Below are 21,970 nucleotides of genomic sequence, written 5' to 3'. Positions count from 1 at the left end.
TCGAAACTCTGAACAAGAGCAGTGCTCCGCCCGGTGGGAGCGCTTGCCCGCCTGGCTCGCCCCGACCAAGCCCCCTGCCAGAAAGCCGAGGTACCCGTCATGCGCCGCAGACTCCTCGCCCTGGTGGCAGCGCTCTCCTCACTGCCGCTGGCGCTCGCCGCCGCCCCGACCGCTCATGCGGCCGACCCGACCACCATGACCAACGGGTTCTACGCGGATCCCGACTCCAGCGCGAAACGGTGGGTCGCCGCCAACCCCGGCGACGGCCGGGCCTCCGCGATCAACGCCTCCATCGCCACCACCCCGACGGCCCGCTGGTTCGGCTCCTGGAGCGGCAGCATCGGCGCGGCCACCGGCGCTTACGCGGGCGCCGCGGACGCCCGGGACAAGCTGCCCCTCCTCGTCGCCTACAACATCTACAACCGTGACTACTGCGGCGGTCACTCCGCGGGCGGAGCCTCGTCGCCGTCCGCCTACGCGAACTGGATCGCCCAGTTCGCGGGCGGGATCGCCGGCCGCCCGGCCGTCGTCGTCCTCGAACCGGACTCCCTCGGGGACTACGGCTGCATGAGCCAGGCGCAGATCGACGAACGCGAGAGCATGCTGACCGGCGCCCTCGCCGAGTTCAACCGCCGAGCTCCCAACACCTGGGTCTACCTCGACGCCGGCAACCCGGCCTGGGCGAGCGCGGCGACCATGGCCCGGCGTCTTCACGAAGCCGGCGTCCGGCAGGCTCACGGTTTCTCGCTCAACGTCTCCAACTACCTCACCACGGCCGAGAACACCGCTTACGGTGACGCCGTCAACAGGGAACTCAGCGCCCGGTACGGCTACACCAAGCCGTTCGTCGTCGACACCAGCCGCAACGGCAACGGCTCGAACGGCCAGTGGTGCAATCCGTCGAGCCGCCGCATCGGCACTCCCACCCGCCTGGGCGGAGGCGCCGAGATGCTCTTGTGGATCAAGGTTCCCGGCGAGTCCGACGGCAACTGCGGCGTGGGAGGCGGCTCCTCGGCCGGGCAGTTCCTTCCCGAGGTCGCCTACAAGATGATCTACGGCTACTGATCCCAGGCCGTCCGGGCGCTTCCTGTCTTCCGCACTTGGCTGATCCGCGATCCTGCGCCGAGGCCGTCCGCGTCCTTCAGGGTGCGGTCGGTCTCGGTCCGCAGGGCGTCGAGGTCCGAGACGGACCGGCACCGACAGCCAAGATCGACAACTGGTCAAACGTGACGTGAGCTGCGAAGCTGGAATTCGAGGGCTCATCTACTAGGTTGTCTAGGAGGTACCCGTGAAGATGCTGATCAACGTCCCGGAGAACGTGGTCGCGGATGCGCTGCGCGGTCTGGCGGCTGCCCACCCGGAGCTGACCGTGGACGTGGAGAACCGGGTGATCGTGCGGCGGGACGCTCCCGTCGCCGGACAGGTGGGGCTGGTGTCGGGCGGAGGCTCGGGGCACGAGCCGTTGCACGGCGGTTTCGTGGGTCCCGGCATGCTGTCGGCGGCCTGTCCGGGCGAGGTCTTCACCTCCCCCGTGCCCGACCAGATGCTGCGCGCGGCCGCCGCCGTGGACAGCGGTGCCGGCGTGCTGTTCATCGTGAAGAACTACACCGGGGACGTGCTCAACTTCGACATGGCCGCCGAGATGGCCGAGGACGAGGGCATCCAGGTGGCGAAGGTACTGGTCAACGACGACGTGGCGGTGACCGACAGTCTGTACACGGCGGGCCGTCGCGGTACGGGCGCGACCCTGTTCGTGGAGAAGATCGCGGGCGCCGCCGCGGCCGAGGGGATGCCCCTGGAGCGGGTCCAGGCCATCGCCCGGCAGGTGAACGAGAGTTCCCGCAGCTTCGGGATCGCGCTCAGCGCCTGCAGCACCCCGGCCAAGGGCAGCCCCACCTTCGATCTGCCGCCCGGTGAGCTGGAGTTGGGCATCGGCATCCACGGCGAACCCGGCCGGGAGCGGCGCACCATGATGACCTCCGGCGAGATCGCCGAGGCCGCGGTCGAGGCGGTGGTGGAGGACCTCCAGCCGCGCAACCCGGTGCTGGTCCTGGTCAACGGCATGGGAGCGACCCCGCTGCTGGAGCTGTACGGCTTCAACGCCGAGGTGCACCGGGTGCTCGCCCAGCGCGGCGTCCCCGTGGCCCGCGTGCTCGTGGGCAACTACGTCACCTCCCTGGACATGGCGGGTGCCTCGCTCACCCTCTGCCAGGTCGACGAGGAGCTGCTGCGGCTGTACGACGCGCCGGTCAGGACCCCGGGTCTGCGCTGGGGCGTGTGACGGACGGAGGGGGTAGAGGATCACCACGTACCTACCAGGCAAGGAGATCCAGTGCTCGACGCCGATTTCTTCCGCCGTTGGATGACGGCGACCGCCGCGTCCGTCGACCGCGAGGCGGAGCGGCTCACCGCCCTCGACTCCCCCATCGGGGACGCCGACCACGGCAGCAACCTCCAGCGCGGGTTCACGGCCGTCGTGACCGTGCTGGAGAAGGAGGCCCCCGGCACGCCCGGCGGGGTCCTCACCCTGGCGGGACGCCAGCTGATCTCGACGGTCGGCGGCGCGTCGGGGCCGCTGTACGGGACGCTGTTGCGCCGTACCGGCAAGGCGCTGGGCGATGCCGAAGAGGTCAGTGCCGAGCAGCTGGCCGAGGCGTTGCGGGCGGGGGTGGACGCGGTCATGACGCTCGGCGGCGCCGCCCCGGGTGACAAGACCATGATCGACGCCCTGGTGCCCGCGGTGGACGCGCTCGGCGACTCGTTCGCCGCGGCCCGCACCGCCGCGGAGGAGGGCGCGGTGGCAACGACGCCGCTGCAGGCGCGCAAGGGCCGGGCGAGCTATGTGGGCGAGCGCAGCATCGGCCACCAGGACCCGGGCGCCACGTCGTCGGCGCTGCTGATCGCCGGACTCGCGGAGGCCGCAGGTGAGTGACGAACGGCTGGTGGGAATCGTGCTGGTGTCGCACAGCGCGGAGGTGGCCGCGTCGGTAGCCGAGCTGGCCAAGGGGCTCGCGGGCGGCGGCCCGGCGGTCCCGGTCGCACCGGCCGGTGGCACCGAGGGCGGCGGGCTCGGCACCAGTTCCGAACTGATCGCCGCCGCGGCCGCGTCCGTCGATCGCGGTGCCGGAGTCGCTGTCCTGACCGACCTGGGCAGCGCGGTGCTCACGGTGAAGGCACTGCTCGCCGAGGGCGACGAACTTCCCGAGGGGACGCGTCTGGTGGACGCCCCCTTCGTGGAGGGGGCCGTGGCAGCGGTCGTCACGGCGTCCACGGGGGCGGACCTGGCGGCGGTGGAGGCGGCCGCCACCGAGGCGTACTCCTACCGGAAGGAATGAGCGCGACCTGCGGCCGGGCACGCCGAGCGGCGGTGTGCCCGGCCGCGGCGTGCCGGTGAGGGGCCGTCAGCCGCTCATCCCCCGGCCGGCGGCGCGTCCGTGCGGCTCCCGGTGGCGAAGCGCTTAGCCGCCCGCTCCCCCTCCGTCACGGCGGCGGCGTGGTCCTCGATGGGCGACACCCTGGTGTTCTTGAAGACGATGTAGGTGACGCCGGAGGGTGCGCCGCCGCCGTGCGGGTCGGCGCGGATGCCGAGGCCCTTGGCGGTCGCGTAGGACGCCTCTCCGATGATGCCCTGCGGGCCAGCGTCGCCGACGACCGCGTACTGCACGCGGTCGCGGTACACGACGGCCACCACCGAACCGCCGCCGATGCCGTGGTCCCGGTAGTCCCAGCGGCGGCTCGGCGCGGGTACGACGATGAACGGCAGCCGTTCGGCGCTCAACGGGCGGCCGTCCGACTGGGGGTAGGCCGTGCTCGCGGCGAAGTACGGGTCGGTGCGGACGTTGCAGCGGGGCCCGGGCCGGCCGTCGCAGTCGATGTCCATGTCGGCCTTCCAGAACACGACGTCGCGGGTACCGCAGACGGGGATGTTCGCGGGCGCGCCGTTGTCCCTGCGGTAGCGGCCCCGGGAGACGGGAGTGCACTGGCTCACCCCGGCGAGCAGGTCGGCGGCGCTCACGGCGCTCTCGCGCCGTACCGCGGGCTGGGGATGGGCGGCAGGGGGTGCCGTCGGGGCGAGCAGGGCGGCGCTGGCCACGGCCAGGGTGAGCGACTGGACACGCACGATACGGGAGCCTCTCATCGGGGACCTGACGGGCACTCAGCCCAATCTGTTCCCGCGATGATCATCCGGCCACCGTTAAGGGGCCGGACGGCTCACGCCCTCAACCCCCGACAGACGCCGGGAGCCTGAGTCCGTGTAAGGATCCGGCCGTCCGGCCACCCGGGCCGGCACGAGGTTCCGCCACGACGGCGCTCTGCGCGACAGGGCCGAACTCACCCCTGCCGAGGCGTAGTTCGACCGCGAGGTCGTCAGCAGTCGTAAGGCTCCCGGGTGGTCACGCACGGCCCGGCGTGCCCTCCTCCCGGCCGGACCGTCCCCGTTCGACCGGACGGCCTCTTGATGCGTCCCGCCAACGGCGTCATATTGGTCCGGACCAATACCGTCCACCGGTCGGCCGACCACCCCACGGAGGCAGCGTCGTGCGAGGACCTTCCGCTCCCTCCTTCCTCTTTCGCCGCCTAGCGCTCTGCGGAACCCTCGCGCTGGTCGCCTCCTGCGGCCCGGCCGGAGCTGAGGAGGGGGACGGCAGCGGTGTGCCCGGTGCGCCGACGGGAGTCACGGCCGCGTCGGGCAGCGCGACGAGCGTGCACGTCATGTGGAACACGACCGATCGGGCCGATGTCTACGAGGTGTATCGCGGGAACACGAAGGTCAAGGAAGTGCCGGGTTCGCAGCACATGGTGGATGTCACCAGGCTCCGGCCCTCCACGCTGTACGTCTTCTCCGTGCGGGCGCGGGGCGCCGACGGGCGGCTCGGGCCACCCAGTCGCCGGGTACGGGCGCGGACGCCCGCGGTCGTGGCGGACGACCGCTCCGCGCCGACCCGCCCGTCGGCGCCCCGCGGCCGGGCGGTGGGGAGCCGGGCGGTCCAGCTGTCCTGGTCCGCGTCTACGGACGACCGGGGTGTGGTGTCGTACGACATCCACCAGGGAGGAACGAAGATCCACAGTGTGGGCGCGGGCCGCACGGCCACCGTGCTCACGGGGCTGCGGCCGGGAACGCGCTACACGTTCACCGTCCGGGCCCGGGACGCGGCCGGGAACGTCTCGCCCGCCACCCACGCCGTCCGCCTCACCACCCCGGGCACCGACGACGGCCGGGCCACCGCCCCCACCGGCTTCCGGGTGACGAGCCACCGGGCGGCCGGGGCGTACCACCTGGACCTGAGCTGGGTGCCGCCCCGCGTGGACGGTGAGGTCACCCAGTACCGGATCGAGCTGGACGGCCGGCCCGTCACGTCCCTCGTGTTCGGCGGCAGCGCCCCGCGCGACCGGGCCACGTACAGCTTCTACGTGGGGCGGAGAGCCGGTGTCACCCACCGGGTCCGCATCAGGGCGATGCTGCCGGACGGCACCTGGGGAGGTCTCTCGGCGGAGCGGACGGTGACGACGGAGCCCTGACGTCCGGCGCCGCATCGGCCGGGCGGAGGAACCCGTCACCTGCACGGGGGCGCTCGGAGTGCGGCCGTGCCCGGGTGCGCCTTGGCTGACCCCGAGGCAGCACGGGCGTTCCCCGACCCTAGGCGGCTCAAGGGATGTACCGCCGACCGTGCCGCCGGAGGGCAGTCCACATGCGCAACTCATCGTCAGTTCTCCGCTCCGGCCTGACCGTGGCAGTCGCCGCGCTGCCCCTCGCCCTGACCGCGGTGCCCGCCGTCGCGGGTCCCGGTATCTCCGTGAGCACCACCGGGTCCACGGTGTCGGTCACGACCAGCTCGTGCACCCAGATCAACGGCAGCTGGGGCACCGCCTCGCTCCTCACCAGCAGTCAGGGCAGCTTCGCCCAGGGCCGTCAGGTGACGCTGTCGGGGACGTCCACCAGTCAGTCCGCGGCCTGGTCGAACGTCTCGCCGGGCACGTACACGGTCATCGTGGTCTGCTCGGAGGGCACCACCGCGGGCACCCAGTCCGTCGTGGTGTCCACCGCCCCCTCCCCCTCGCGGTCCGCGTCGCCCTCCGCCTCGCCGTCCCGCGGCGTCATGGGCGGATCCGGCGGCAGCACGAAGGACTACGGGGCCGTCACGCTCGTGGCGGGCGGCACGCTGGTCGGGGCGGGCCTGATCGGGACGGCCTGGTACCTGCGCCGGCGCAACAAGCCGTACCGGCTCTGACCCGGTACGGACGGCGGCCCGCTCCCCCGAAGCGCTCCGGGCGGGCGGGCCTCCGTCATGTCGTGTCCGGGGCGGCCGGGTCCGTCAGGTGCGTTCGCCGTCCGGGAGTTCGGCGACCTCCGCCAGGGCACGACTGAGCCACCGGGTCCAGAAGGTCTCCAGGTCGATGCCGGCCCGCAGCACGAGATGCCGCAGCCGGACGTCGGTGCCGTCCCGGCCGGGCGGGAAGTCGCGCTTCTCGATCTCCTCGTACTCCGCCAGCTGCCGTTCGTGCAGCTCCAGATGGCGCCGGAGGTCGGCCTCCAGGCCCGCCGTGCCGACCACGGCCGCCGCCCTGAGCCGCAGCAGCAGCGCGTCGCGGTGCGGCTTGGGGTCCTGGGAGGCGGCAGTCCAGCGGGCCAGCTCGGCGCGACCCGCGGGCAGGACCTCGTAGCTCTTCTTCTGTCCGCGGGCCGGCTGCTCGGCCGGCAGGGCCCTGATGAGGCCGTCGGCCTCGAGTTTCCCGAGCTCGCGATAGATCTGCTGGTGCGTCGCCGACCAGAAGTAGCCGATCGACCGGTCGAAGCGGCGGGTCAGTTCCAGGCCCGACGACGGCTTCTCGAGCAGGGCGGTCAGGATCGCGTGCGGGAGTGACATGGCCTCATCCTAGGGACGCGTATCCGCACTACAGGGCGGCTGCCAGCTCCGTGCCCTGCTTGATGGCGCGCTTGGCGTCCAGCTCGGCGGCCACGTCGGCGCCGCCGATGAGGTGCGTGCTGCGCCCGGCGGCGAGCAGCTCCTCGTACAGGCCGCGGCGCGGCTCCTGGCCCGTGCAGAGCACGATCGTGTCGACCTCCAGGACCGTGCTCTCCTCGCCGACGGTGATGTGCAGTCCGGCGTCGTCGATCCGGTCGTAGCGCACGCCCGGGACCATGGTGACGCCGCGGTGCTTGAGCTCGGTGCGGTGGATCCAGCCGGTGGTCTTGCCGAGGCCGGCGCCGACCTTGGAGGTCTTGCGCTGGAGCAGGTGGACGGTGCGCGACGGGGCGGGCCGCTCGGGCGCGGCGAGGCCTCCGGGACCGCTGTAGTCCATGTCGACGCCCCACTGCCGGAAGTACGTCGCCGGGTCCTCGTGGGCCTTGTCGCCGCCGTCGGTGAGGAACTCGGCGACGTCGAAGCCGATGCCGCCCGCGCCGAGGATCGCGACCCGGTCGCCGACCGGGGCACCGTCGCGCAGGACGTCGAGGTAGCCGACCACGCTCGGGTGGTCGACGCCGGGGATCTCCGGGGTGCGTGGGGTGACGCCGGTGGCGACGACGACCTCGTCGTAGCCGTCGACGTCCGCGGCCGTGACGGGCGTGTTCAGCCGGATGTCGACGCCGTGCCAGTCCAGCTGGGTGCGGAAGTAGCGGAGCGTCTCGTCGAACTCCTGCTTGCCGGGGACCTTGCGGGCGACGTTGAGCTGGCCGCCGATCTCGCTCGCCGCGTCGAACAGCGTCACGTCGTGCCCGCGCTCGGCGGCGGAGACCGCGCAGGCGAGACCGGCCGGGCCGGCGCCGACGACCGCGACGCGCTTGCGCAGCCGGGTCGGGGAGAGCACCAGCTCGGTCTCGTGGCAGGCGCGCGGGTTGACCAGGCAGGACGTGATCAGACCGCTGAAGGTGTGGTCGAGGCAGGCCTGGTTGCAGCCGATGCAGGTGTTGATCGCCTCGGGGCGGCCGGCGGCGGCCTTGGTGACGAAGTCGGGGTCGGCGAGCATCGGGCGGGCCATCGACACCATGTCGGCGGCGCCCTCGGCGAGCAGTTCCTCGGCGAGTTCGGGGGTGTTGATGCGGTTGGTGGTGACGAGCGGGACGGACACCTCACCCATGAGCCGCTTGGTCACCCAGGTGTAGGCGCCGCGCGGCACGGAGGTCGCGATGGTGGGGATGCGGGCCTCGTGCCAGCCGATGCCGGTGTTGATGATGGTCGCCCCGGCGGCCTCGACGGCCTTGGCGAGGGTGATGACCTCGTCGAGCGTCGAGCCGCCCGGGACGAGGTCGAGCATGGAGAGCCGGTAGATGACGATGAAGTCCTCGCCGACGGCCTCGCGCACCCGGCGCACGATCTCCAGCGGGAAGCGCGTGCGGTTCTCGTAGGAGCCGCCCCATCCGTCGGTGCGGTGGTTGGTCTGCTGCGCGATGAACTCGTTGATGAGGTAGCCCTCGGAGCCCATGATCTCGACACCGTCGTAGCCGGCCTGCCGGGCGAGGCGGGCGGCGCGGGCGTAGTCGTCGATGGTCCGCTCGATGTCGGCGTCGGTCAGCTCGCGGGGCGGGAAGGGGCTGATCGGTGCCTGGACCGGGCTCGGCGCGACGAGGTCCTGGTGGTAGGCGTACCGGCCGAAGTGGAGGATCTGCATCGCGATCCGCCCGCCCTCGCGGTGCACGGCGTCCGTGATGACGCGGTGCTGCTCGGCCTCCTCCTCGGTGGTGAGCTTGGCGCCGCCCTCGTAGGGCCGCCCCTCGTCGTTGGGGGCGATGCCGCCGGTGACGATCAGGCCCACTCCCCCGCGGGCGCGGGCGGCGTAGAAGGCGGCCATGCGCGCGAAGCCGCCCTCGGCCTCCTCCAGGCCGACGTGCATGGAGCCCATGAGGACCCGGTTGGGCAGGGTCGTGAAGCCCAGGTCGAGGGGGGTCAGCAGGTGCGGGTAACGGCTCATCGGGCCCTCCGTGCGGGGTGTCGTGCCTGCCCGTAGTTGTAGAGGACTACCGACGGTTTATGCAACTAGTTGCATAACGTGATGGAGGGCACAGCAGGCACGAACAGGGGACCTCCGACCGCTGACGGCCTGCGTGGACACCGCGCCCGCGGTCGCACGCCGTTCAGCGGCAGGCGGTCCCTGGCCTGCTCGGGGAGAGAGGAGACAGGAGGTGGTCAGTGGCTCTGCAGACGCACGTGCAGTTCCTTCTCCTGGTCGCCGGAGGCCGTGCTGAGATCGTGCACGTCGAACAGCGAGTCCAGGGTCGTGCGGAACCGTTCGATCGCCCAGTAACCGCCGTGCAGGTCGGCCTCGACGGAGGACGACAGGTGAACCGGCCGCGCGCCCTCGTGCTCGTCGGCGACGTCGAAGGTGCCGAGCCACACGGTCGGTCGGGTCTCGTGCAGTTCCTCGGGCACGTCGTCGGCACACCGGTCGGACTCGAAGCAGGAGCACAGTGCGTCGAACACGATCCGGGCGTCGTGCTTGCTGCACCCGCTGATCTCCACCGAGACGGAGTGGGGGTACGGTCGCTCGTGGTCCATCGCCATCGTGATCGCTCCTCTCGAGGTCACCGGCTGCCGTATCCGCCCCTACCCCAGCAAAGCACCACCTTCCGGCGAGCACTACCGGCGGGTTCCCTTCTCCCGGTGACACTTTTGCGGGGCGGTCCGCGCCGTGGTGGGAGATGGTGGAAGGTGACGGAAGGGGCCTTCGGGATACGGCTCCGCGCGGTAGAACTTGGGGTGTCGGCACACGACGGCGTGCCGCGAGGACGGCGAAGGCGGGCGTGGGATGAGTGCAGCCGGGTCTCCCGAATCCGCAGGCGACGGTCCGGTACGCGGATCGGCGCGCCCGAGCGGACTGCTGGACGTGCTGCGCGTGGCATCGGTGGTCCTGGACGCCGAGGGCCGCATCGTGCTGTGGAGCCCGCAGGCCGAGGAGCTGTTCGGGTACGACGCCCAGGAGGCGCTCGGGCAGTACGCCGCCCGGATCATGGTCCACGAGGAGCACGTCGACCTCGTGGTCAAGCTGTTCGCCGACGTCATGGGCACCGGTCAGAGCTGGGCGGGAGCCTTCCCGATCCGCCGCAAGGACGGCGGCACCCGGCTCGTGGAGTTCCGCAACATGCGGCTGCTGGACGACCAGGGCGACGTCTACGCGCTGGGATTGTGCGCCGACCAGAGGACCGTGCGCCGGCTGGAGCGTGAGGTGGCCCTGTCGACGCGGATGATCGCGCAGTCCCCGACCGGGCTGGCCGTGCTGGACACCGAGCTGCGGTACGTCTCGGTCAACAGGGCGCTGGAGAAGATCAACGGCGTACCGGCCGCGGAGCACCTGGGCCGCACCCCTCGCGAGGTGGTGCCCCGGATGGACGTGGACGCCCTGGAGGCCGCGACGCGCCGGGTGCTGGAGACGGGCACGCCGGTCGTCGACCAGTCCACGATCGGCCGCACCCCGGCCGACCCGCAACAGGACCACGCCTGGTCGGTCTCGCTGTACCGGCTGGAGAACGCCTTCGGGACCGTGCTGGGCGTGGCCGTCTCGATCGTCGACGTCACCGAGCAGTACCGGGCGGGCATCGAGGCCGAGGCGGCGCGTCGGCGCCTGGCTCTGATCGCCGACGCCTCGGGGCGGATCGGCACCACGCTGGACCTGGACCGCACGGCCCGCGAGCTGGCCGACGTGGCCGTGCCGGAGCTCGCGGACATCGCGGCCGTCGACCTGCTGGACGCGGTGGTGCAGGGACGGCGCACCAGCCTGGGTCCCGCGGAGTCGGCCGTGATCCGGGCGCTGGCGGTCCAGGGGTACGACTCCGCCGAGGCGCTGGAGGCGGCCGACACTCCGGGGCAGGTCGCCCGGTACGCGCCCGACCGGCTCGTCACCCGGTGCGTGCGCACGGCGAGCCCGGTGATGCTGCCGGAGGTCAAGGACGAGGACCTGGTGCACATCGCCCGCTCCCCGGAGGCGGCCGAGCTGCTGGGCCGGGCCGGGGTGCACTCGTATCTGGCGGTACCGCTGATCGCGCGCGGAGAGGTGCTGGGGGCGCTGGACCTCAAGCGCACCCGCAATCCGCTGCCGTTCAGCGAGGACGACCTGCTGCTGGCGCGCGAGCTGGCCGCCCGGGCCGCCGTGCAGATCGACAACGCCCGCTGGTACCAGAGCGCCCGGGAGACCGCGCTCACCCTCCAGCGCAGCCTGCTGCCCAGCCATCCGCCGGTCACCGGCGGGCTGGAGGTCGCCTCCCGCTACCAGCCGGCCGGGGCCACGAGCGAGGTGGGCGGCGACTGGTTCGACGTGATCCCGCTGGACGGCGGCCGGACGGCGCTCGTCGTGGGCGATGTGATGGGCAGCGGCATCCCCGCGGCGGCCGCGATGGGGCGGCTGCGCACGGCGACCCACACCCTCGCCTCCCTCGGCCTCGACCCGAACGTGCTCCTGGAGCACCTCGACAAGATCACCGCGGGTCTCGAACAGGCCATCGCCACCTGTGTCTACGCCGTCCACGACCCGCATCTGCGGCAGTGCCGGATCGCCAACGCCGGGCACCTGCCGCCGGTGCGGGTCCGGGCCGGGCGGCCACCGGAGCTGCTCGCCCTGCCGACCGGGGTGCCGCTCGGGGTGGGCGGTGTCGCCTTCTCCACGACCACCGTCGATCTCGAGCCCGGGGACCGGCTGGTGTTCTACACCGACGGTCTCGTCGAGACCCGGCGCGATCCGATCGACGAACGGCTCGAGACGCTGCTGTCCCTGCTCGACGGGCCCGACCTGCCGCTGGAGGACGTCTGCGACCTTCTGCTGCGCACCCTGCACGAGCCGGACAACTTCGACGACGTGGCCCTGCTCATCGCGCGGGCGACCACGCCGGGCTGAGAGGCCCTACGGCGCGACGCCGATCACCACGTGGGCGTACAGCTCCTCCGACACGGCCAGGTGGGTCGTGAGGCCGCTGCGCTCGAAGGCCTCGACGGCGGCCGGTGCCTGGTTCCGGCTCGTCTCCACCAGGACGCAGCCCCCCGGGGCGAGCCAGCCGGGCGCCTGCGCGGCGACCCGGCGCAGGACGTCGAGGCCGTCGGTGCCGCCGTCGAGGGCGACCCGCGGCTCGTGGTCCCGGGCCTCCAGCGGCAGCAGCCCGATCTCGTCGCTCGGCACGTACGGCACGTTGGCCGCGAGGATGCCGACGCGGCCTCGCAGCGCAGGGGGCAGCGCCTCGAACAGATCGCCCTCGTGGACACGGCCGCCGGCGGCGGCGATGTTGCCGCGGGCGCACCGCACGGCGGCCGGGTCGATGTCGGCGGCGTGCAGTTCGACGGGGCCGAGCGCGGCGGCCAGCGCCGCTCCCACTGCGCCCGAACCGCAGCACAGGTCCACGACGACGGCGGCACCGGACGCCCGCTCCAGGGCCTGCTCCACGAGGAACTCGGTGCGCCGGCGCGGCACGAAGACGCCTGGGGCGACGGCGATGCGCAGGCCCCGGAACCCGGCCCAGCCGACGACGAGTTCGAGCGGCAGCCCCGCGACACGACGCTCGACCATGGCGGCGACCTCGGCCGGGGTGCGTGCGGCGGAGAGGATCAACTCGACCTCGTCCTCGGCGAAGACACAGCCGGCGGCCCGCAAAGCGCGGACGACGCGGTCACGGGAGGACGGCGCGGAAGGGGGGACGGCGGACACAGACGGCATGGAAGCCCAGAGCCTTTCGCAACCGAAGGGCGCTCCGGCGATCGCCTACGACCGGCGATCCGCGCGACATCGAGAGGAGAGCACCCGAGCTGACACAGCGGTAATGGGTCTCACCTCCTCGGCTTCCGACGGCCGGGTCCTGACCAGCCGGACGGCAACCCTACCCGACGGGCCCGCCGCCCGCCGCGGCCCTCGTGACGGCGCCCCGTCAGGTGGTTGGGTTGTGCAACCATGGAGGGGAGCCGAGCAGCATCGTGGTGAGGGAGGGCCCGTGCACACCGCAGACGCCGTGGAGACCATCCAGCGGGAGATGACGGTCTTCGCCCGCCGGGCCAGGGCCGCGGCGGGCCGGATGCACCCCGAGCTGTCGCTGGTGTCGTACACGCTGCTCGGGCACCTGGAGGAGAGCGGCGGGTGCCGGGCCACCGACCTGGCCGTCCACTACGCGCTGGACAAGTCCACCGTCAGCCGCCAGGTGGCGGGGCTGGAGCGCGCCGGACTCATCGAGCGCCGCCCCGACGCTGCGGACCAGCGCGTCCAGGTGCTGCACCTGACCGGGGCCGGGCGGCACATCCTGGCCCAGGTCACCGAGAGCCGCCGCGCGGCCTTCCGGGAACGTCTGGCCGACTGGCCCGCGGAGGACCTGAGCCGGTTCGCGGACTACCTGGTGCGCTACAACGCCTCACCCGGTCCCGGCCGGCAGGAGTAGGGCCTGTCCTTCGGATCAGGTCGCAGCCGCGGGGATCACCGGCGTCGAGAGGCACGGTCGATCTCCTGGACCCGACCCGGGCGACAGGCCCCGGGACACCCGGCACGTACGGTTGAGTACGCACACACGAGCACACCGGTCCGGCGGGGCACCGTCGGCCCGGCCCGGAGGCACCACCGCATGCACATCACCCGAGGCTTCACCGGGCGCCCACGCGTCGCCGACCCCGGCCTGCCGCCCGGCCAGTACGACGCGGGCGACGACTGGCCCGTGCTGTCGGCCGAGGTCACTCCCGAGCTGGCGGCCGCCGACTGGACCTTCCGCGTCGACGGACTGGTGGCCGAGCCCCGCACCTGGGACTGGGAGGCAGCGCACCGGCTGCCGCCGTCGGCGTACGAGGGTGCCATCCACTGCGTGACGAGCTGGTCGAAATTCGGCGTGCGGTTCGCGGGCGTGTCCCTGGACGCCTTCCTGGAGGTGGTCCGGCCCCAGGAGTCGGCCACCCATGCCGTCGCCTACTCGCACACCGGCTACACCGCCAACCTCCCGCTCGCCGACCTGACCGGCGGGCGCGCCTGGATCGCCTGGGAGTACGACGGGCAGCCACTCGCCCCCGAGCACGGCGGCCCGGCCCGGCTGCTGGTGCCGCACCTGTACTTCTGGAAGAGCACCAAGTGGATCGCGGGGCTGCGGATCCTCGACCACGACGAGCCGGGCTTCTGGGAGCGCAACGGGTATCACGAGCGGGGCAACCCCTGGGAGGAGCAGAGGTACTCCGGTGACTGAGACCGCCGTGACAGAGACCGCCGTGACAGAGGCCTTCGTGCCGCCCACGCGGTTCGCCGTGCCCGGGCGCATCGCGGTGAACGAGCAGGCCGCGTCCGAGTGGCAGACCGCCACCGTCGTCGAGATCCGCCGCGAGACCCCGCGCGTGTCCACCTTCCGGCTCGCGGTGCCGGGCTGGCCGGGGCACCTGCCCGGCCAGCACCTGATGGTGCGGCTGACCGCCGAGGACGGCTATTCCGCCCAGCGGCACTACTCGATCGCGTCCGCGCCGGACGACTCCGGGGAGGTCGAGCTGACCCTGGACCACGTCGAGGGCGGCGAGGTCTCGGGCTGGTTCCACACCGTCGCCCGGCCCGGCGACCGGGTCGAGGTGCGCGGCCCGGTGAGCGGCTTCTTCGCCTGGCCCGGCGACCGCCCCGCGCTGCTGGTGGGCGCGGGCTCCGGCGTCGTGCCGCTGATGTCGATGATCCGGCACCACCGGGCACGGAACCTGACCGTGCCCCTGCGGCTGGTGGTGTCCGCGCGCAGTCCCGAGGAGCTCATCTACGCCCGGGAGTTGGGTGCGGAGACCACCACCGTCTTCACCCGGAGCGCGCCGGAGGGAGTGGCGGTCGGACGTATGGCGGCCGCACATGTGGCGCCGCTCCTGGCCGAGCAGCCTTCCAGTGGGTGGGAGGCCTATGTGTGCGGCTCGAACTCCTTCGCCGAGCACGCCTCGCGCCTGCTGGTGACGGCAGGTCAGCCGGTGGACCGGATCCGCATCGAGCGCTTCGGCTGACCCGGGTGTTTCGCCCGGCACCCGCCGGGCACCCAGGCGGAGGGTTGCGGCAGCCCGCCGCTGCTGTGCCTGGGTGGGCGGGCGTTCATGGTTTGCGCGAAACACCCCCAGTGGACGTGAAGCGATCGACGGGTGCCGGAGGGGTATCCGATTCGTAGGGCACGCGTACGCGTGATGTGATCCGCGGGGAGCGGCGGCGCACCGCACGGCCGCTCCGCACCTCCCCGCTGTGACGGCGAGGAGGTGGGCATGCGCACTCCGATGCACGCTTGGCGTCGGCGGCGCGGTCCGCTGCGGCGCCGGTCGGATGTCGTCGAAGCGTGGACGGTACTGGTGGTCGCCGTCCTCCTCCTCGTGGGCGCGCCCCTGGCCGGGACGGCCGCCGCCCGGTGGGCCCATGACGAGGCACGGTCGCTGTCGGCGGAGCAGCGGGCCGAGCGGCATCGGGTCCGGGCCGAAGTGGTCGGCGGGAACGACTCGCTGCCGTCGGTGCGGCCCGGCGGGCAGCACGCGTACCGGGCCACCGTGCGCTGGACCGAGCCGGACGGCACCACGCGCACCGCGACGGCCCGGGTCCCCGCGGACTCCCGGCGCGGTGACAGCGTGGACGTCTGGTTCGACCGCCAGGGGCGCAGCGTGTTGCCACCGGTGGACGACACGGCGGTCTGGGAGCACACCCTCACCATCGGCTCCTGCGCCACGGGCGGTGCGGTGGCCGTGGTGCTCTTCGGTCACCTGCTCGTGCGACGGGTGGCGTTGCGCCGCCGGATGGCCGAATGGGACCGGGCCTGGGCCCGGATCGAACCGGAGTGGACGCATCGCAACGCGTGACCGCGCGGGGCCCCGGGGCGTCGGAACAAACACCTGGCCAGGCCTCCGGCCACGGACGTAGTGTGATCATCCGCACTGCCCCTGTAGCTGCTTCTCACCCAAGGCGGTCCTGCATGGCCCTGTTCGACCTTCCACTCGACGAGCTCCGCGAGTACCGCAGCGCGGCGGCCGAGCCCGAGGACTTCGACGCCTTCTGGTCCAAGACCCTCCAGGAGGCTCGCGAGTACGACCTGGACGCCCGCTTCGAACCGGTCGACACGGGCCTGTCCACCGTCCAGGTCTTCGACGTGACCTTCGCCGGTTTCGGCGGCCACCCGGTCAAGGGCTGGCTGACGCTCCCGGCCGGCGCAGACGGCCCGCTGCCGCTCGTGGTGGAGTACATCGGCTACGGCGGCGGGCGCGGGCTCCCGCACGAGCACCTGCTGTGGGCGTCCTCGGGCCGGGCGCACTTCGTGATGGACACCCGGGGGCAGGGCAGCGGCTGGGGCGGGGGCGGCGGCACGGCGGACCCGGTGGGTGGCGCGCCCGCGTACCCCGGCTTCATGACGCGTGGCATCGACGCCCCGGAGAACTACTACTACCGCCGGGTCTACACGGACGCGGTGCGTGCCGTGGAGGCGGCCCGCTCGCACCCCCTCACCGATCCGGCGCGCACCGTGGCCGTCGGTTCCAGCCAGGGCGGCGGCATCACGATCGCGGTCGGCGGACTCGTCCCGGACCTGGCGGGCATCGCGCCGGACGTGCCGTTCCTGTGCGACTTCCCGCGTGCGGCGACGATCACGGACCGGCACCCGTACCGGGAGATCGGTCTCTACCTCAAGACCCACCGTGGCCGCACGGAGGACGCCCTGCGCACGGTGTCCTACTTCGACGGCGTCCACTTCGCCGCCCGCGGCCGGGCCCCGGCGCTCTTCTCGGCCGCCCTGGAGGACCAGACCTGCCCGCCGTCGACCGTCTTCGCGGCCTTCAACGCCTGGAGCCACGAGGACAAGGCGATCGAGGTCTACGACTTCAACGACCACGAGGGCGGCGGCCCCTTCCAGCAGGCTGCCAAGCTGCGCTGGATGCGGTCGTACATCTGATCCGGCCGTTCACCTCCGCCGGGCTTCCGCTCGGTCCGACCAGTCGGTACGTTCATCGCGCCCGGGCCGCGACGCGGCGGTCCGGGCCCGGGCGGTCGGCGGAGGGGTTCATGTCCGAGATCGGAACACAGGTGGACGGTCACTGCGACGCGGCGTTCACGGCGGTGCGCCGGGCGTTCGAAGAGAACTTCCGGGAGCGCGGTGAACTGGGCGCCGCGGTGGCCGTCACCGTCGACGGCCGGACCGTGGTGGATCTGTGGGGCGGCTGGGCCGACGCGGCGCGCTCCCGGCTGTGGGAGCGGGACACCGTGGTCAACGTGTGGTCCACCTCCAAGGGGCCGGTGGCGTTGTGCGCGCACATCCTCGCCGATCGCGGACTGCTCGACCTGGACGCGCCCGTGGCCCTGTACTGGCCCGAGTTCGCCGCCGCGGGCAAGGAGAAGGTCCTCGTGCGGCATCTGCTGTCGCACCGCGCCGGTCTGGCCGGTCTGCGTGAGCCGCACTCGCTGGAGCAGCTGTACGACTGGGAGCTGACCACGCAGCGGCTCGCGGCGACCGAGCCCTGGTGGGAACCGGGCACCCGCTCCGGCTATCACGCGCTGACCTACGGCCATCTGGTCGGCGAGGTCGTTCGCCGGGTGTCGGGGCTGCGGCCGGGGGCCTTCCTGGCGCGGGAGGTGACGGGGCCGCTCGGCATCGACTTCCGCATCGGCCTGCCCGAGCGGGACTTCGGCAGGGCGGCCGAGCTGATTCAGGCGCCGCCCACGGCGGCGGACGGTGAACGGGCGGCGGTCTTCGCCCAGCCGGCGCCGGCGGCGGTCGCCGCGCTGGCCAACCCGGCGGTGTCCGCCGCGGTGGCGAACACCCCGCAGTGGCGGGCCGCCGAGATCCCGGCGGCGAACGGCCACGGCACCGCGCGGGCCGTCGCCGGACTGTACGGCGTCTTCGCGGGCCGCGGCTCCCTCCGGGATCACCGCGTACTGTCCCCCGAGGCCGCCGAGCGGGTGCGCGAGGGGCAGGGCGGTTGCCGGGACCTGGTGCTCGGCGCCGGCTTCCAGCACGAGACGGAGCTCGGCCTCGGAGTCTGGCTCAGCGGCCCCGCCGGCTCCTACGGCCCCAACCCGCGCGCTTTCGGACACGACGGCGCCGGCGGCTCCTGCGGGCTCGCCGACCCGGAGGCAGGGGTGTCCCTCGGCTATGTGATGAACCGGATGGGGCCCCGTATCGCCAACGACCCGCGAAAGACGGCGCTGGTCGACGCCCTGTACGCCGCGCTGTGAGGGCGGAGCGGGCGGGCCGGTTCCGGCCGAACCGTCCGGCCGCCCTTCCCAACTGGTTTAGACCCCGATCTCGTGACGCCCGACAGGACGCACCGGTCTACGAGTTCACCCTGCCGGGCCGCGCCCCGGCACCCGCGGCCGACCCTGACCCGTCACCCGTCACCCGTCCGGCGGACTGCCGACGCGGGTTCCCGGAGATGACGGAGATCATCGAGAGACGGCACGGCCCCCCAGGCGACCCCCGAGAGGATCCCCATGACCACGTTCACGACCTCCGACGGAACCGAGCTCTACTACAAGGACTGGGGCGCGGGGCAACCCGTGGTGTTCAGCCACGGCTGGCCTCTCAACGCGGACGCGTGGGACGGACAGGCCAAGCTGGTCGCCGAGCACGGCTTCCGGGCGATCGCGCACGACCGCCGCGGACACGGCCGCTCGGGCCAGCCGTGGCAGGGCAACCACATGGACCGGTACGCCGACGACCTGGCCGAGCTGATCGAGGCACTGGATCTCACCGACGCGGTCCTGGTGGGCCACTCGACCGGCGGCGGCGAAGTGGCCCGCTACATCGGGCGGCACGGGACGGCGCGGGTCGCGAAGGTCGTGCTGCTCGGTGCGGTGCCGCCGCTGATGCTGCGGACGGATGCCAATCCGCAGGGCACGCCGAAAGAGGCCTTCGACGGGATCCGCGCCGGTGTCGCGGCGGACCGCTCGCAGTTCTACTGGGAGCTGAGCGAGGCCTTCTACGGCTTCAACCGGCCCGGTGCCGCCGTGTCGGAGGGCGTGCGGCGGGCGTTCTGGATGTGGAGCATGCAGGTCGGGCTGAAGGGCGCCCACGACTGCGTCGCGCAGTTCTCGGAGACCGACTTCACCGAGGACCTCGGGCGCATCGACGTGCCGACGCTCGTCGCGCACGGGGACGACGACCAGATCGTGCCGATCGCCGCCTCGGCCCACCGGACCTCCCAGCTCGTCAAGGACGCGACGCTGAAGGTGTATCCGGGCGCCCCGCACGGCCTGGTCGGCGACTTCGAGAAGGCGTTCAACGACGATCTGCTGAACTTCCTGCGCGGCTGAGCAGCACCTCGGCGCCGGTGCCTAGCCCGGCAGCCGGGCCATGACGAGCCGCACCCGGGGGCTGCCGTCCGGCCGCCGCCCGAACTCCGGGAGCGGCTGGAGCTCCACTCCAAAACCGGCTGCCTCGAGTCCGCGCTGTACGTCTCCGAGACGGAACGCGCGGTAGTACATGACGAACGGAGGCCGCCAGAGGGCGTTGCGCACCCGCATGGCGGCGTCGAAGCCGAGCAGCGCCCAGGAGCCGGGCGAGCCCGGGCGGGGCGGGGCGACCAGCGGGAAGGCGAAACAGCCGCCCGGTCGCACGACGGAGCGGACCTGCGCGAACAGCCCGGGCAGTTCGCGGGGCAGGAAGTGCCCGAAGGCCCCGAAGCTCACCACCAGGTCGAAAGCGGGTGCGAAGGGCAGCGCGCGGGCGTCGGCCCGGACCCAGGAGACCGGCGGGCCCGTCGGCCCGACCCGTTCGCGTGCGACGTCGAGCATGCCCGCGCTGAAGTCGACGCCGGTGACCCTCTCCCGGCACACTCCCGCCAGCACCCCCACGCCCGCTCCCGTGCCGCAGCACAGGTCGAGTCCGGTGTCGAAAGGCCCGGCCGCCCGGAGGGCGGAGCCCACCGCGTCGAGGATCGCGTCGGGTGTCCGGAAGGGCGTGTGGTCGAACTTCGGCGCGAGGAGGTCGTAGCCGCGCTCGACGGACGACAGCGCCTGGACGGCGAGTTCGCGCACACTGGGGCCTTCGGGACTGAACATCGACTCAGCCTAGGGGAGCACGCTGCCGCAGGACGGTGCGTACGCGCTCGCACCAGCGGATGTTCTCCTCCTCGAAGGCGATGCCGCTCATCAAGGTGAGGTAGGGGCCGACGCGGTCGGCCTCGCGGAGGTACTCGTCCTCGCTGCGGCCGGCCAGGAGGCGTTCGCGCACCCGCCGGTAGCGGGCGAGCTTGCCGCGGGCCCACGCCTCGCGCTCCTCGACCAGCGCACGGGTCGCGTCCGGGTCCACGCCGTCCATGGCCTGGATCTTGATGAGGAGTTCGTCGCGGATGGCGGTGGGCCGCCGGGGCGGCGTGGCGGCGAACGCGCCCAGGTCCTGTCGGCCGGCTTCGGTCAGCGTGAACATGCGTTTGTCGGGCCGCCGTTCCTGGCGCACCGTCCTGGCCTCGATCAGTCCGTCCTGAGCGAGGCGCTCCAGTTCCCGGTAGAGCTGCTGCGGGGTCGAGGCCCAGAAGTTGGCCAGCGACACGTCGAACACCTTGGACAGCTCGTACCCCGAGGCCTCGCCCTCCAGGAGGGCCGCCAGAACGGCGTACTTGAGAGACATGTGGACACGATATCAAGAGGTGATTATTCTACTCCGCACTTACTCAACAAATTGACTAAGAGGGATTCGATGCGTGCATTCCGTGAGGCGATCGAGAAGCTCGACCTCGACGCCGCCGAGGCGCTGCTGGCGCCCGACATCGTCTTCACCAGCCCCGTCGTGTTCAAGCCGTACACCGGCAAGGCGATCACGGCGGCGATCCTGCGTGCCGTCTCCGGGGTCTTCCAGGACTTCCGCTACGAGCGCGAGATCAACGACGTGAACGGCCACGACCACGCCCTGGTCTTCGCCGCGCGCGTGGGCGACCGGGAGATCAGCGGCTGTGACTTCATCCATGTCGACGAGGACGGCCTCATCGACGAGTTCACGGTGATGGTGCGCCCGTTGTCGGCGGCCCAGGCGCTCGCGGCGGCCATGGGCGAGCAGTTCGAGCGGATCGCCGAGGAGGCACGGAGCCGCTCGGTCTGAGCGACACGTCCTGCGTTCCGTTCCCGCGTTCTCCCGGCGCCCGCAGCCGGTTCACGGTTTCATGTCCTCATGACGTCCGTCGAGCACGAGCGGCTGATGAGGGTCAACCAGGCGAACTGGGACGCCCGCACGCCCGTCCATCTCGCCAGCCGCTTCTACGGTCTCGACCAGGACCTCGAGCCGGAGCGCTGGTTCGCCCCGTTCGAGTGGGAGGACCTCGGCGAGCTCGCCGGGCGTGACGTGCTGCATCTCCAGTGTCATCTCGGTACGGAGACGATCGCCTTCGCGCGGCGCGGCGCCCGGGCCGTCGGCCTAGACTTCTCGGGCGCGTCGGTCGCGGCCGCCCGGGACATCGCGTCGAAGGCCGGCACGGACGTGACGTACGTCCGGGCCAACGTGTACGACGCCGTCGAGGCCCTGGAGGGGCGGCGGTTCGACGTCGTCTACACCGGCAAGGGCGCCCTGTGCTACCTCCCCGACCTGGACCGGTGGGCGGGGGTCGTCGCCCGACTGCTGCGTCCCGGCGGCCTGTTGTACGTGGTCGAATTCCACCCCCTGCTCAACTCGCTGGGCCCGAAACCCGCCGCGGGCGAGGGGCCCGAGCTGCTGCTGCGCCACGACTACCTGAGCGGCGCCGGTCCGGTGCACCGCGACGGGACCCACACCTACACGGACGGTCCGGCCGTCGAAGGCGCCACGGACAGTTACGAGTGGATGCACGGAATGGGCGAGGTCCTCAACGCGTTGACGGATGCGGGACTCGCCGTGCGGCGGCTGCGGGAGGGCGACGAGCTCCCCTGGCCGCGCTGGCCGCAGATGGACCGTACGGAGTCCGGCTGGTGGCGCCTGCCCGCGCCGCGGATTCCCCTGCTGTACGGACTGCTCGCCACGCGCTGACCGCCGGTTGAGGTAGGCCGCTGAGGCAGGTCGCAGAGGTAGACCCACCCACATCCGCCGCTTTCGGTGGTACATTGCGAAAAGCACACGTGTACGCCCCTCTTTGCGGGCGCC

Annotated in this window: 23 protein-coding genes; 16 read left to right on the top strand and 7 right to left on the bottom strand. The window is 72.5% G+C overall.

Annotation, left to right across the window (positions count from 1 at the left end; all coding sequences use genetic code 11):
• Nucleotides 1-99 precede the first annotated feature (99 nt).
• The 4 genes from AB0B29_RS26025 (at nucleotide 100) to AB0B29_RS26010 (ending at nucleotide 3,335) form a co-directional block, all read left to right on the top strand.
• Nucleotides 100-1,065: a glycoside hydrolase family 6 protein gene (locus AB0B29_RS26025; RefSeq protein WP_362243901.1), complete on the top strand. Its 966-nt coding sequence runs from the start codon at nucleotides 100-102 to the stop codon at nucleotides 1,063-1,065.
• A gap of 223 nt (nucleotides 1,066-1,288) precedes the next feature.
• Nucleotides 1,289-2,281, top strand: a complete 993-nt coding sequence (gene dhaK / locus AB0B29_RS26020; protein WP_362243900.1) for a dihydroxyacetone kinase subunit DhaK — start codon at nucleotides 1,289-1,291, stop codon at nucleotides 2,279-2,281.
• Between the two features lie 51 nt (nucleotides 2,282-2,332).
• Nucleotides 2,333-2,932, top strand: a complete 600-nt coding sequence (dhaL, locus tag AB0B29_RS26015; RefSeq protein ID WP_362243899.1) for a dihydroxyacetone kinase subunit DhaL — start codon at nucleotides 2,333-2,335, stop codon at nucleotides 2,930-2,932.
• Nucleotides 2,925-3,335 (top strand): PTS-dependent dihydroxyacetone kinase phosphotransferase subunit DhaM, encoded by a 411-nt coding sequence (locus tag AB0B29_RS26010; RefSeq protein ID WP_362243898.1) that lies wholly within the window; start codon nucleotides 2,925-2,927, stop codon nucleotides 3,333-3,335. The genes dhaL and AB0B29_RS26010 overlap by 8 nt, the downstream gene beginning before the upstream one ends.
• A gap of 74 nt (nucleotides 3,336-3,409) precedes the next feature.
• Here AB0B29_RS26010 and AB0B29_RS26005 read toward each other — a convergent pair whose 3' ends face one another.
• On the bottom strand, nucleotides 3,410-4,120 hold the full coding sequence (locus AB0B29_RS26005; RefSeq protein ID WP_362243897.1) for a glycoside hydrolase family 75 protein: 711 nt from the start codon (nucleotides 4,118-4,120) through the stop codon (nucleotides 3,410-3,412).
• A gap of 419 nt (nucleotides 4,121-4,539) precedes the next feature.
• On the opposite strand from AB0B29_RS26005, the gene AB0B29_RS26000 reads away from it, so the two are divergent.
• Together AB0B29_RS26000 and AB0B29_RS25995 are read left to right on the top strand one after the other, a co-directional pair.
• On the top strand, nucleotides 4,540-5,520 hold the full coding sequence (locus AB0B29_RS26000) for a fibronectin type III domain-containing protein (RefSeq protein ID WP_362243896.1): 981 nt from the start codon (nucleotides 4,540-4,542) through the stop codon (nucleotides 5,518-5,520).
• A 170-nt stretch (nucleotides 5,521-5,690) separates the two neighbouring features.
• Nucleotides 5,691-6,230: a hypothetical protein gene (locus AB0B29_RS25995; protein WP_362243895.1), complete on the top strand. Its 540-nt coding sequence runs from the start codon at nucleotides 5,691-5,693 to the stop codon at nucleotides 6,228-6,230.
• Between the two features lie 84 nt (nucleotides 6,231-6,314).
• Here the strand turns inward: AB0B29_RS25995 and AB0B29_RS25990 are convergent, their stop codons facing one another.
• From AB0B29_RS25990 to AB0B29_RS25980, 3 genes are all read right to left on the bottom strand, one after another.
• Nucleotides 6,315-6,866 (bottom strand): PadR family transcriptional regulator, encoded by a 552-nt coding sequence (locus AB0B29_RS25990; RefSeq protein ID WP_362243894.1) that lies wholly within the window; start codon nucleotides 6,864-6,866, stop codon nucleotides 6,315-6,317.
• Nucleotides 6,867-6,894: 28 nt separating this feature from the next.
• A complete protein-coding gene (locus AB0B29_RS25985) occupies nucleotides 6,895-8,910 on the bottom strand; it encodes an NADPH-dependent 2,4-dienoyl-CoA reductase (RefSeq protein ID WP_362243893.1) in 2,016 nt (671 codons plus the stop codon).
• Between the two features lie 215 nt (nucleotides 8,911-9,125).
• Entirely contained in the window at nucleotides 9,126-9,494 is a 369-nt protein-coding gene (locus AB0B29_RS25980; RefSeq protein ID WP_362244091.1) for a hypothetical protein, read from the bottom strand.
• A gap of 250 nt (nucleotides 9,495-9,744) precedes the next feature.
• On the opposite strand from AB0B29_RS25980, the gene AB0B29_RS25975 reads away from it, so the two are divergent.
• Nucleotides 9,745-11,823 (top strand): SpoIIE family protein phosphatase, encoded by a 2,079-nt coding sequence (locus AB0B29_RS25975; protein WP_362243892.1) that lies wholly within the window; start codon nucleotides 9,745-9,747, stop codon nucleotides 11,821-11,823.
• Nucleotides 11,824-11,829: 6 nt separating this feature from the next.
• Here the strand turns inward: AB0B29_RS25975 and AB0B29_RS25970 are convergent, their stop codons facing one another.
• Nucleotides 11,830-12,633 carry a putative protein N(5)-glutamine methyltransferase gene (locus tag AB0B29_RS25970; protein WP_362243891.1) on the bottom strand — a complete coding sequence of 268 codons (804 nt, stop codon included), beginning with the start codon at nucleotides 12,631-12,633 and terminating at the stop codon, nucleotides 11,830-11,832.
• 271 nt (nucleotides 12,634-12,904) lie between these two features.
• Between AB0B29_RS25970 and AB0B29_RS25965 the strand changes: the two genes are divergently transcribed.
• From AB0B29_RS25965 to AB0B29_RS25935, 7 genes are all read left to right on the top strand, one after another.
• The gene (locus AB0B29_RS25965; protein ID WP_362243890.1) at nucleotides 12,905-13,342 is read left to right on the top strand and encodes a MarR family winged helix-turn-helix transcriptional regulator; all 438 of its coding nucleotides are present in this window, start codon (nucleotides 12,905-12,907) and stop codon (nucleotides 13,340-13,342) included.
• 180 nt (nucleotides 13,343-13,522) lie between these two features.
• Complete coding sequence (locus AB0B29_RS25960; protein ID WP_362243889.1) at nucleotides 13,523-14,128, top strand: sulfite oxidase-like oxidoreductase; 606 nt, start codon at nucleotides 13,523-13,525, stop codon at nucleotides 14,126-14,128.
• A gap of 22 nt (nucleotides 14,129-14,150) precedes the next feature.
• A complete protein-coding gene (locus tag AB0B29_RS25955; RefSeq protein WP_362244090.1) occupies nucleotides 14,151-14,906 on the top strand; it encodes a ferredoxin reductase in 756 nt (251 codons plus the stop codon).
• Nucleotides 14,907-15,155: 249 nt separating this feature from the next.
• On the top strand, nucleotides 15,156-15,737 hold the full coding sequence (locus AB0B29_RS25950; protein WP_362243888.1) for an Rv1733c family protein: 582 nt from the start codon (nucleotides 15,156-15,158) through the stop codon (nucleotides 15,735-15,737).
• 113 nt (nucleotides 15,738-15,850) lie between these two features.
• Complete coding sequence (locus AB0B29_RS25945; protein WP_362243887.1) at nucleotides 15,851-16,819, top strand: acetylxylan esterase; 969 nt, start codon at nucleotides 15,851-15,853, stop codon at nucleotides 16,817-16,819.
• Nucleotides 16,820-16,929: 110 nt separating this feature from the next.
• Nucleotides 16,930-18,099: a serine hydrolase domain-containing protein gene (locus tag AB0B29_RS25940; RefSeq protein ID WP_362243886.1), complete on the top strand. Its 1,170-nt coding sequence runs from the start codon at nucleotides 16,930-16,932 to the stop codon at nucleotides 18,097-18,099.
• 255 nt (nucleotides 18,100-18,354) lie between these two features.
• Nucleotides 18,355-19,176: an alpha/beta fold hydrolase gene (locus AB0B29_RS25935; RefSeq protein ID WP_362243885.1), complete on the top strand. Its 822-nt coding sequence runs from the start codon at nucleotides 18,355-18,357 to the stop codon at nucleotides 19,174-19,176.
• A 21-nt stretch (nucleotides 19,177-19,197) separates the two neighbouring features.
• On the opposite strand, the gene AB0B29_RS25930 is transcribed toward AB0B29_RS25935, so the two are convergent.
• Together AB0B29_RS25930 and AB0B29_RS25925 are read right to left on the bottom strand one after the other, a co-directional pair.
• Nucleotides 19,198-19,923, bottom strand: coding sequence for a class I SAM-dependent methyltransferase (locus AB0B29_RS25930; protein WP_362243884.1), 726 nt, complete (start codon nucleotides 19,921-19,923; stop codon nucleotides 19,198-19,200).
• A gap of 4 nt (nucleotides 19,924-19,927) precedes the next feature.
• Entirely contained in the window at nucleotides 19,928-20,491 is a 564-nt protein-coding gene (locus AB0B29_RS25925) for a PadR family transcriptional regulator (protein WP_362243883.1), read from the bottom strand.
• 69 nt (nucleotides 20,492-20,560) lie between these two features.
• Between AB0B29_RS25925 and AB0B29_RS25920 the strand changes: the two genes are divergently transcribed.
• Together AB0B29_RS25920 and AB0B29_RS25915 are read left to right on the top strand one after the other, a co-directional pair.
• Complete coding sequence (locus AB0B29_RS25920; RefSeq protein WP_362243882.1) at nucleotides 20,561-20,959, top strand: nuclear transport factor 2 family protein; 399 nt, start codon at nucleotides 20,561-20,563, stop codon at nucleotides 20,957-20,959.
• 69 nt (nucleotides 20,960-21,028) lie between these two features.
• Nucleotides 21,029-21,856: a class I SAM-dependent methyltransferase gene (locus tag AB0B29_RS25915; protein WP_362243881.1), complete on the top strand. Its 828-nt coding sequence runs from the start codon at nucleotides 21,029-21,031 to the stop codon at nucleotides 21,854-21,856.
• Nucleotides 21,857-21,970: the final 114 nt, after the last annotated feature.

Source organism: Streptomyces tibetensis (assembly GCF_040647715.1).
Classification (GTDB): Bacteria; Actinomycetota; Actinomycetes; order Streptomycetales; family Streptomycetaceae; genus Streptomyces; species Streptomyces tibetensis_A.
The sequence above is the reverse complement of the archived record's forward strand: the minus strand, read 5'-3'. Positions and strand labels throughout refer to the sequence as shown.

Coding starts and splice junctions, on each gene's coding strand:
- AB0B29_RS25975 (WP_362243892.1), top strand. CDS start 9,745: ATGAGTGCAGCCGGGTCTCCCGAATCCGCAGGCGACGGTCCGGTACGC.
- AB0B29_RS26025 (WP_362243901.1), top strand. CDS start 100: ATGCGCCGCAGACTCCTCGCCCTGGTGGCAGCGCTCTCCTCACTGCCG.
- AB0B29_RS25920 (WP_362243882.1), top strand. CDS start 20,561: ATGCGTGCATTCCGTGAGGCGATCGAGAAGCTCGACCTCGACGCCGCC.
- AB0B29_RS25985 (WP_362243893.1), bottom strand. CDS start 8,910: ATGAGCCGTTACCCGCACCTGCTGACCCCCCTCGACCTGGGCTTCACG.
- AB0B29_RS25995 (WP_362243895.1), top strand. CDS start 5,691: ATGCGCAACTCATCGTCAGTTCTCCGCTCCGGCCTGACCGTGGCAGTC.
- AB0B29_RS25925 (WP_362243883.1), bottom strand. CDS start 20,491: ATGTCTCTCAAGTACGCCGTTCTGGCGGCCCTCCTGGAGGGCGAGGCC.
- AB0B29_RS25945 (WP_362243887.1), top strand. CDS start 15,851: ATGGCCCTGTTCGACCTTCCACTCGACGAGCTCCGCGAGTACCGCAGC.
- AB0B29_RS25930 (WP_362243884.1), bottom strand. CDS start 19,923: ATGTTCAGTCCCGAAGGCCCCAGTGTGCGCGAACTCGCCGTCCAGGCG.
- AB0B29_RS25970 (WP_362243891.1), bottom strand. CDS start 12,633: ATGCCGTCTGTGTCCGCCGTCCCCCCTTCCGCGCCGTCCTCCCGTGAC.
- AB0B29_RS25980 (WP_362244091.1), bottom strand. CDS start 9,494: ATGGACCACGAGCGACCGTACCCCCACTCCGTCTCGGTGGAGATCAGC.
- AB0B29_RS25960 (WP_362243889.1), top strand. CDS start 13,523: ATGCACATCACCCGAGGCTTCACCGGGCGCCCACGCGTCGCCGACCCC.
- AB0B29_RS25915 (WP_362243881.1), top strand. CDS start 21,029: ATGACGTCCGTCGAGCACGAGCGGCTGATGAGGGTCAACCAGGCGAAC.
- AB0B29_RS25950 (WP_362243888.1), top strand. CDS start 15,156: ATGCGCACTCCGATGCACGCTTGGCGTCGGCGGCGCGGTCCGCTGCGG.
- AB0B29_RS25935 (WP_362243885.1), top strand. CDS start 18,355: ATGACCACGTTCACGACCTCCGACGGAACCGAGCTCTACTACAAGGAC.
- AB0B29_RS25990 (WP_362243894.1), bottom strand. CDS start 6,866: ATGTCACTCCCGCACGCGATCCTGACCGCCCTGCTCGAGAAGCCGTCG.
- AB0B29_RS25940 (WP_362243886.1), top strand. CDS start 16,930: ATGTCCGAGATCGGAACACAGGTGGACGGTCACTGCGACGCGGCGTTC.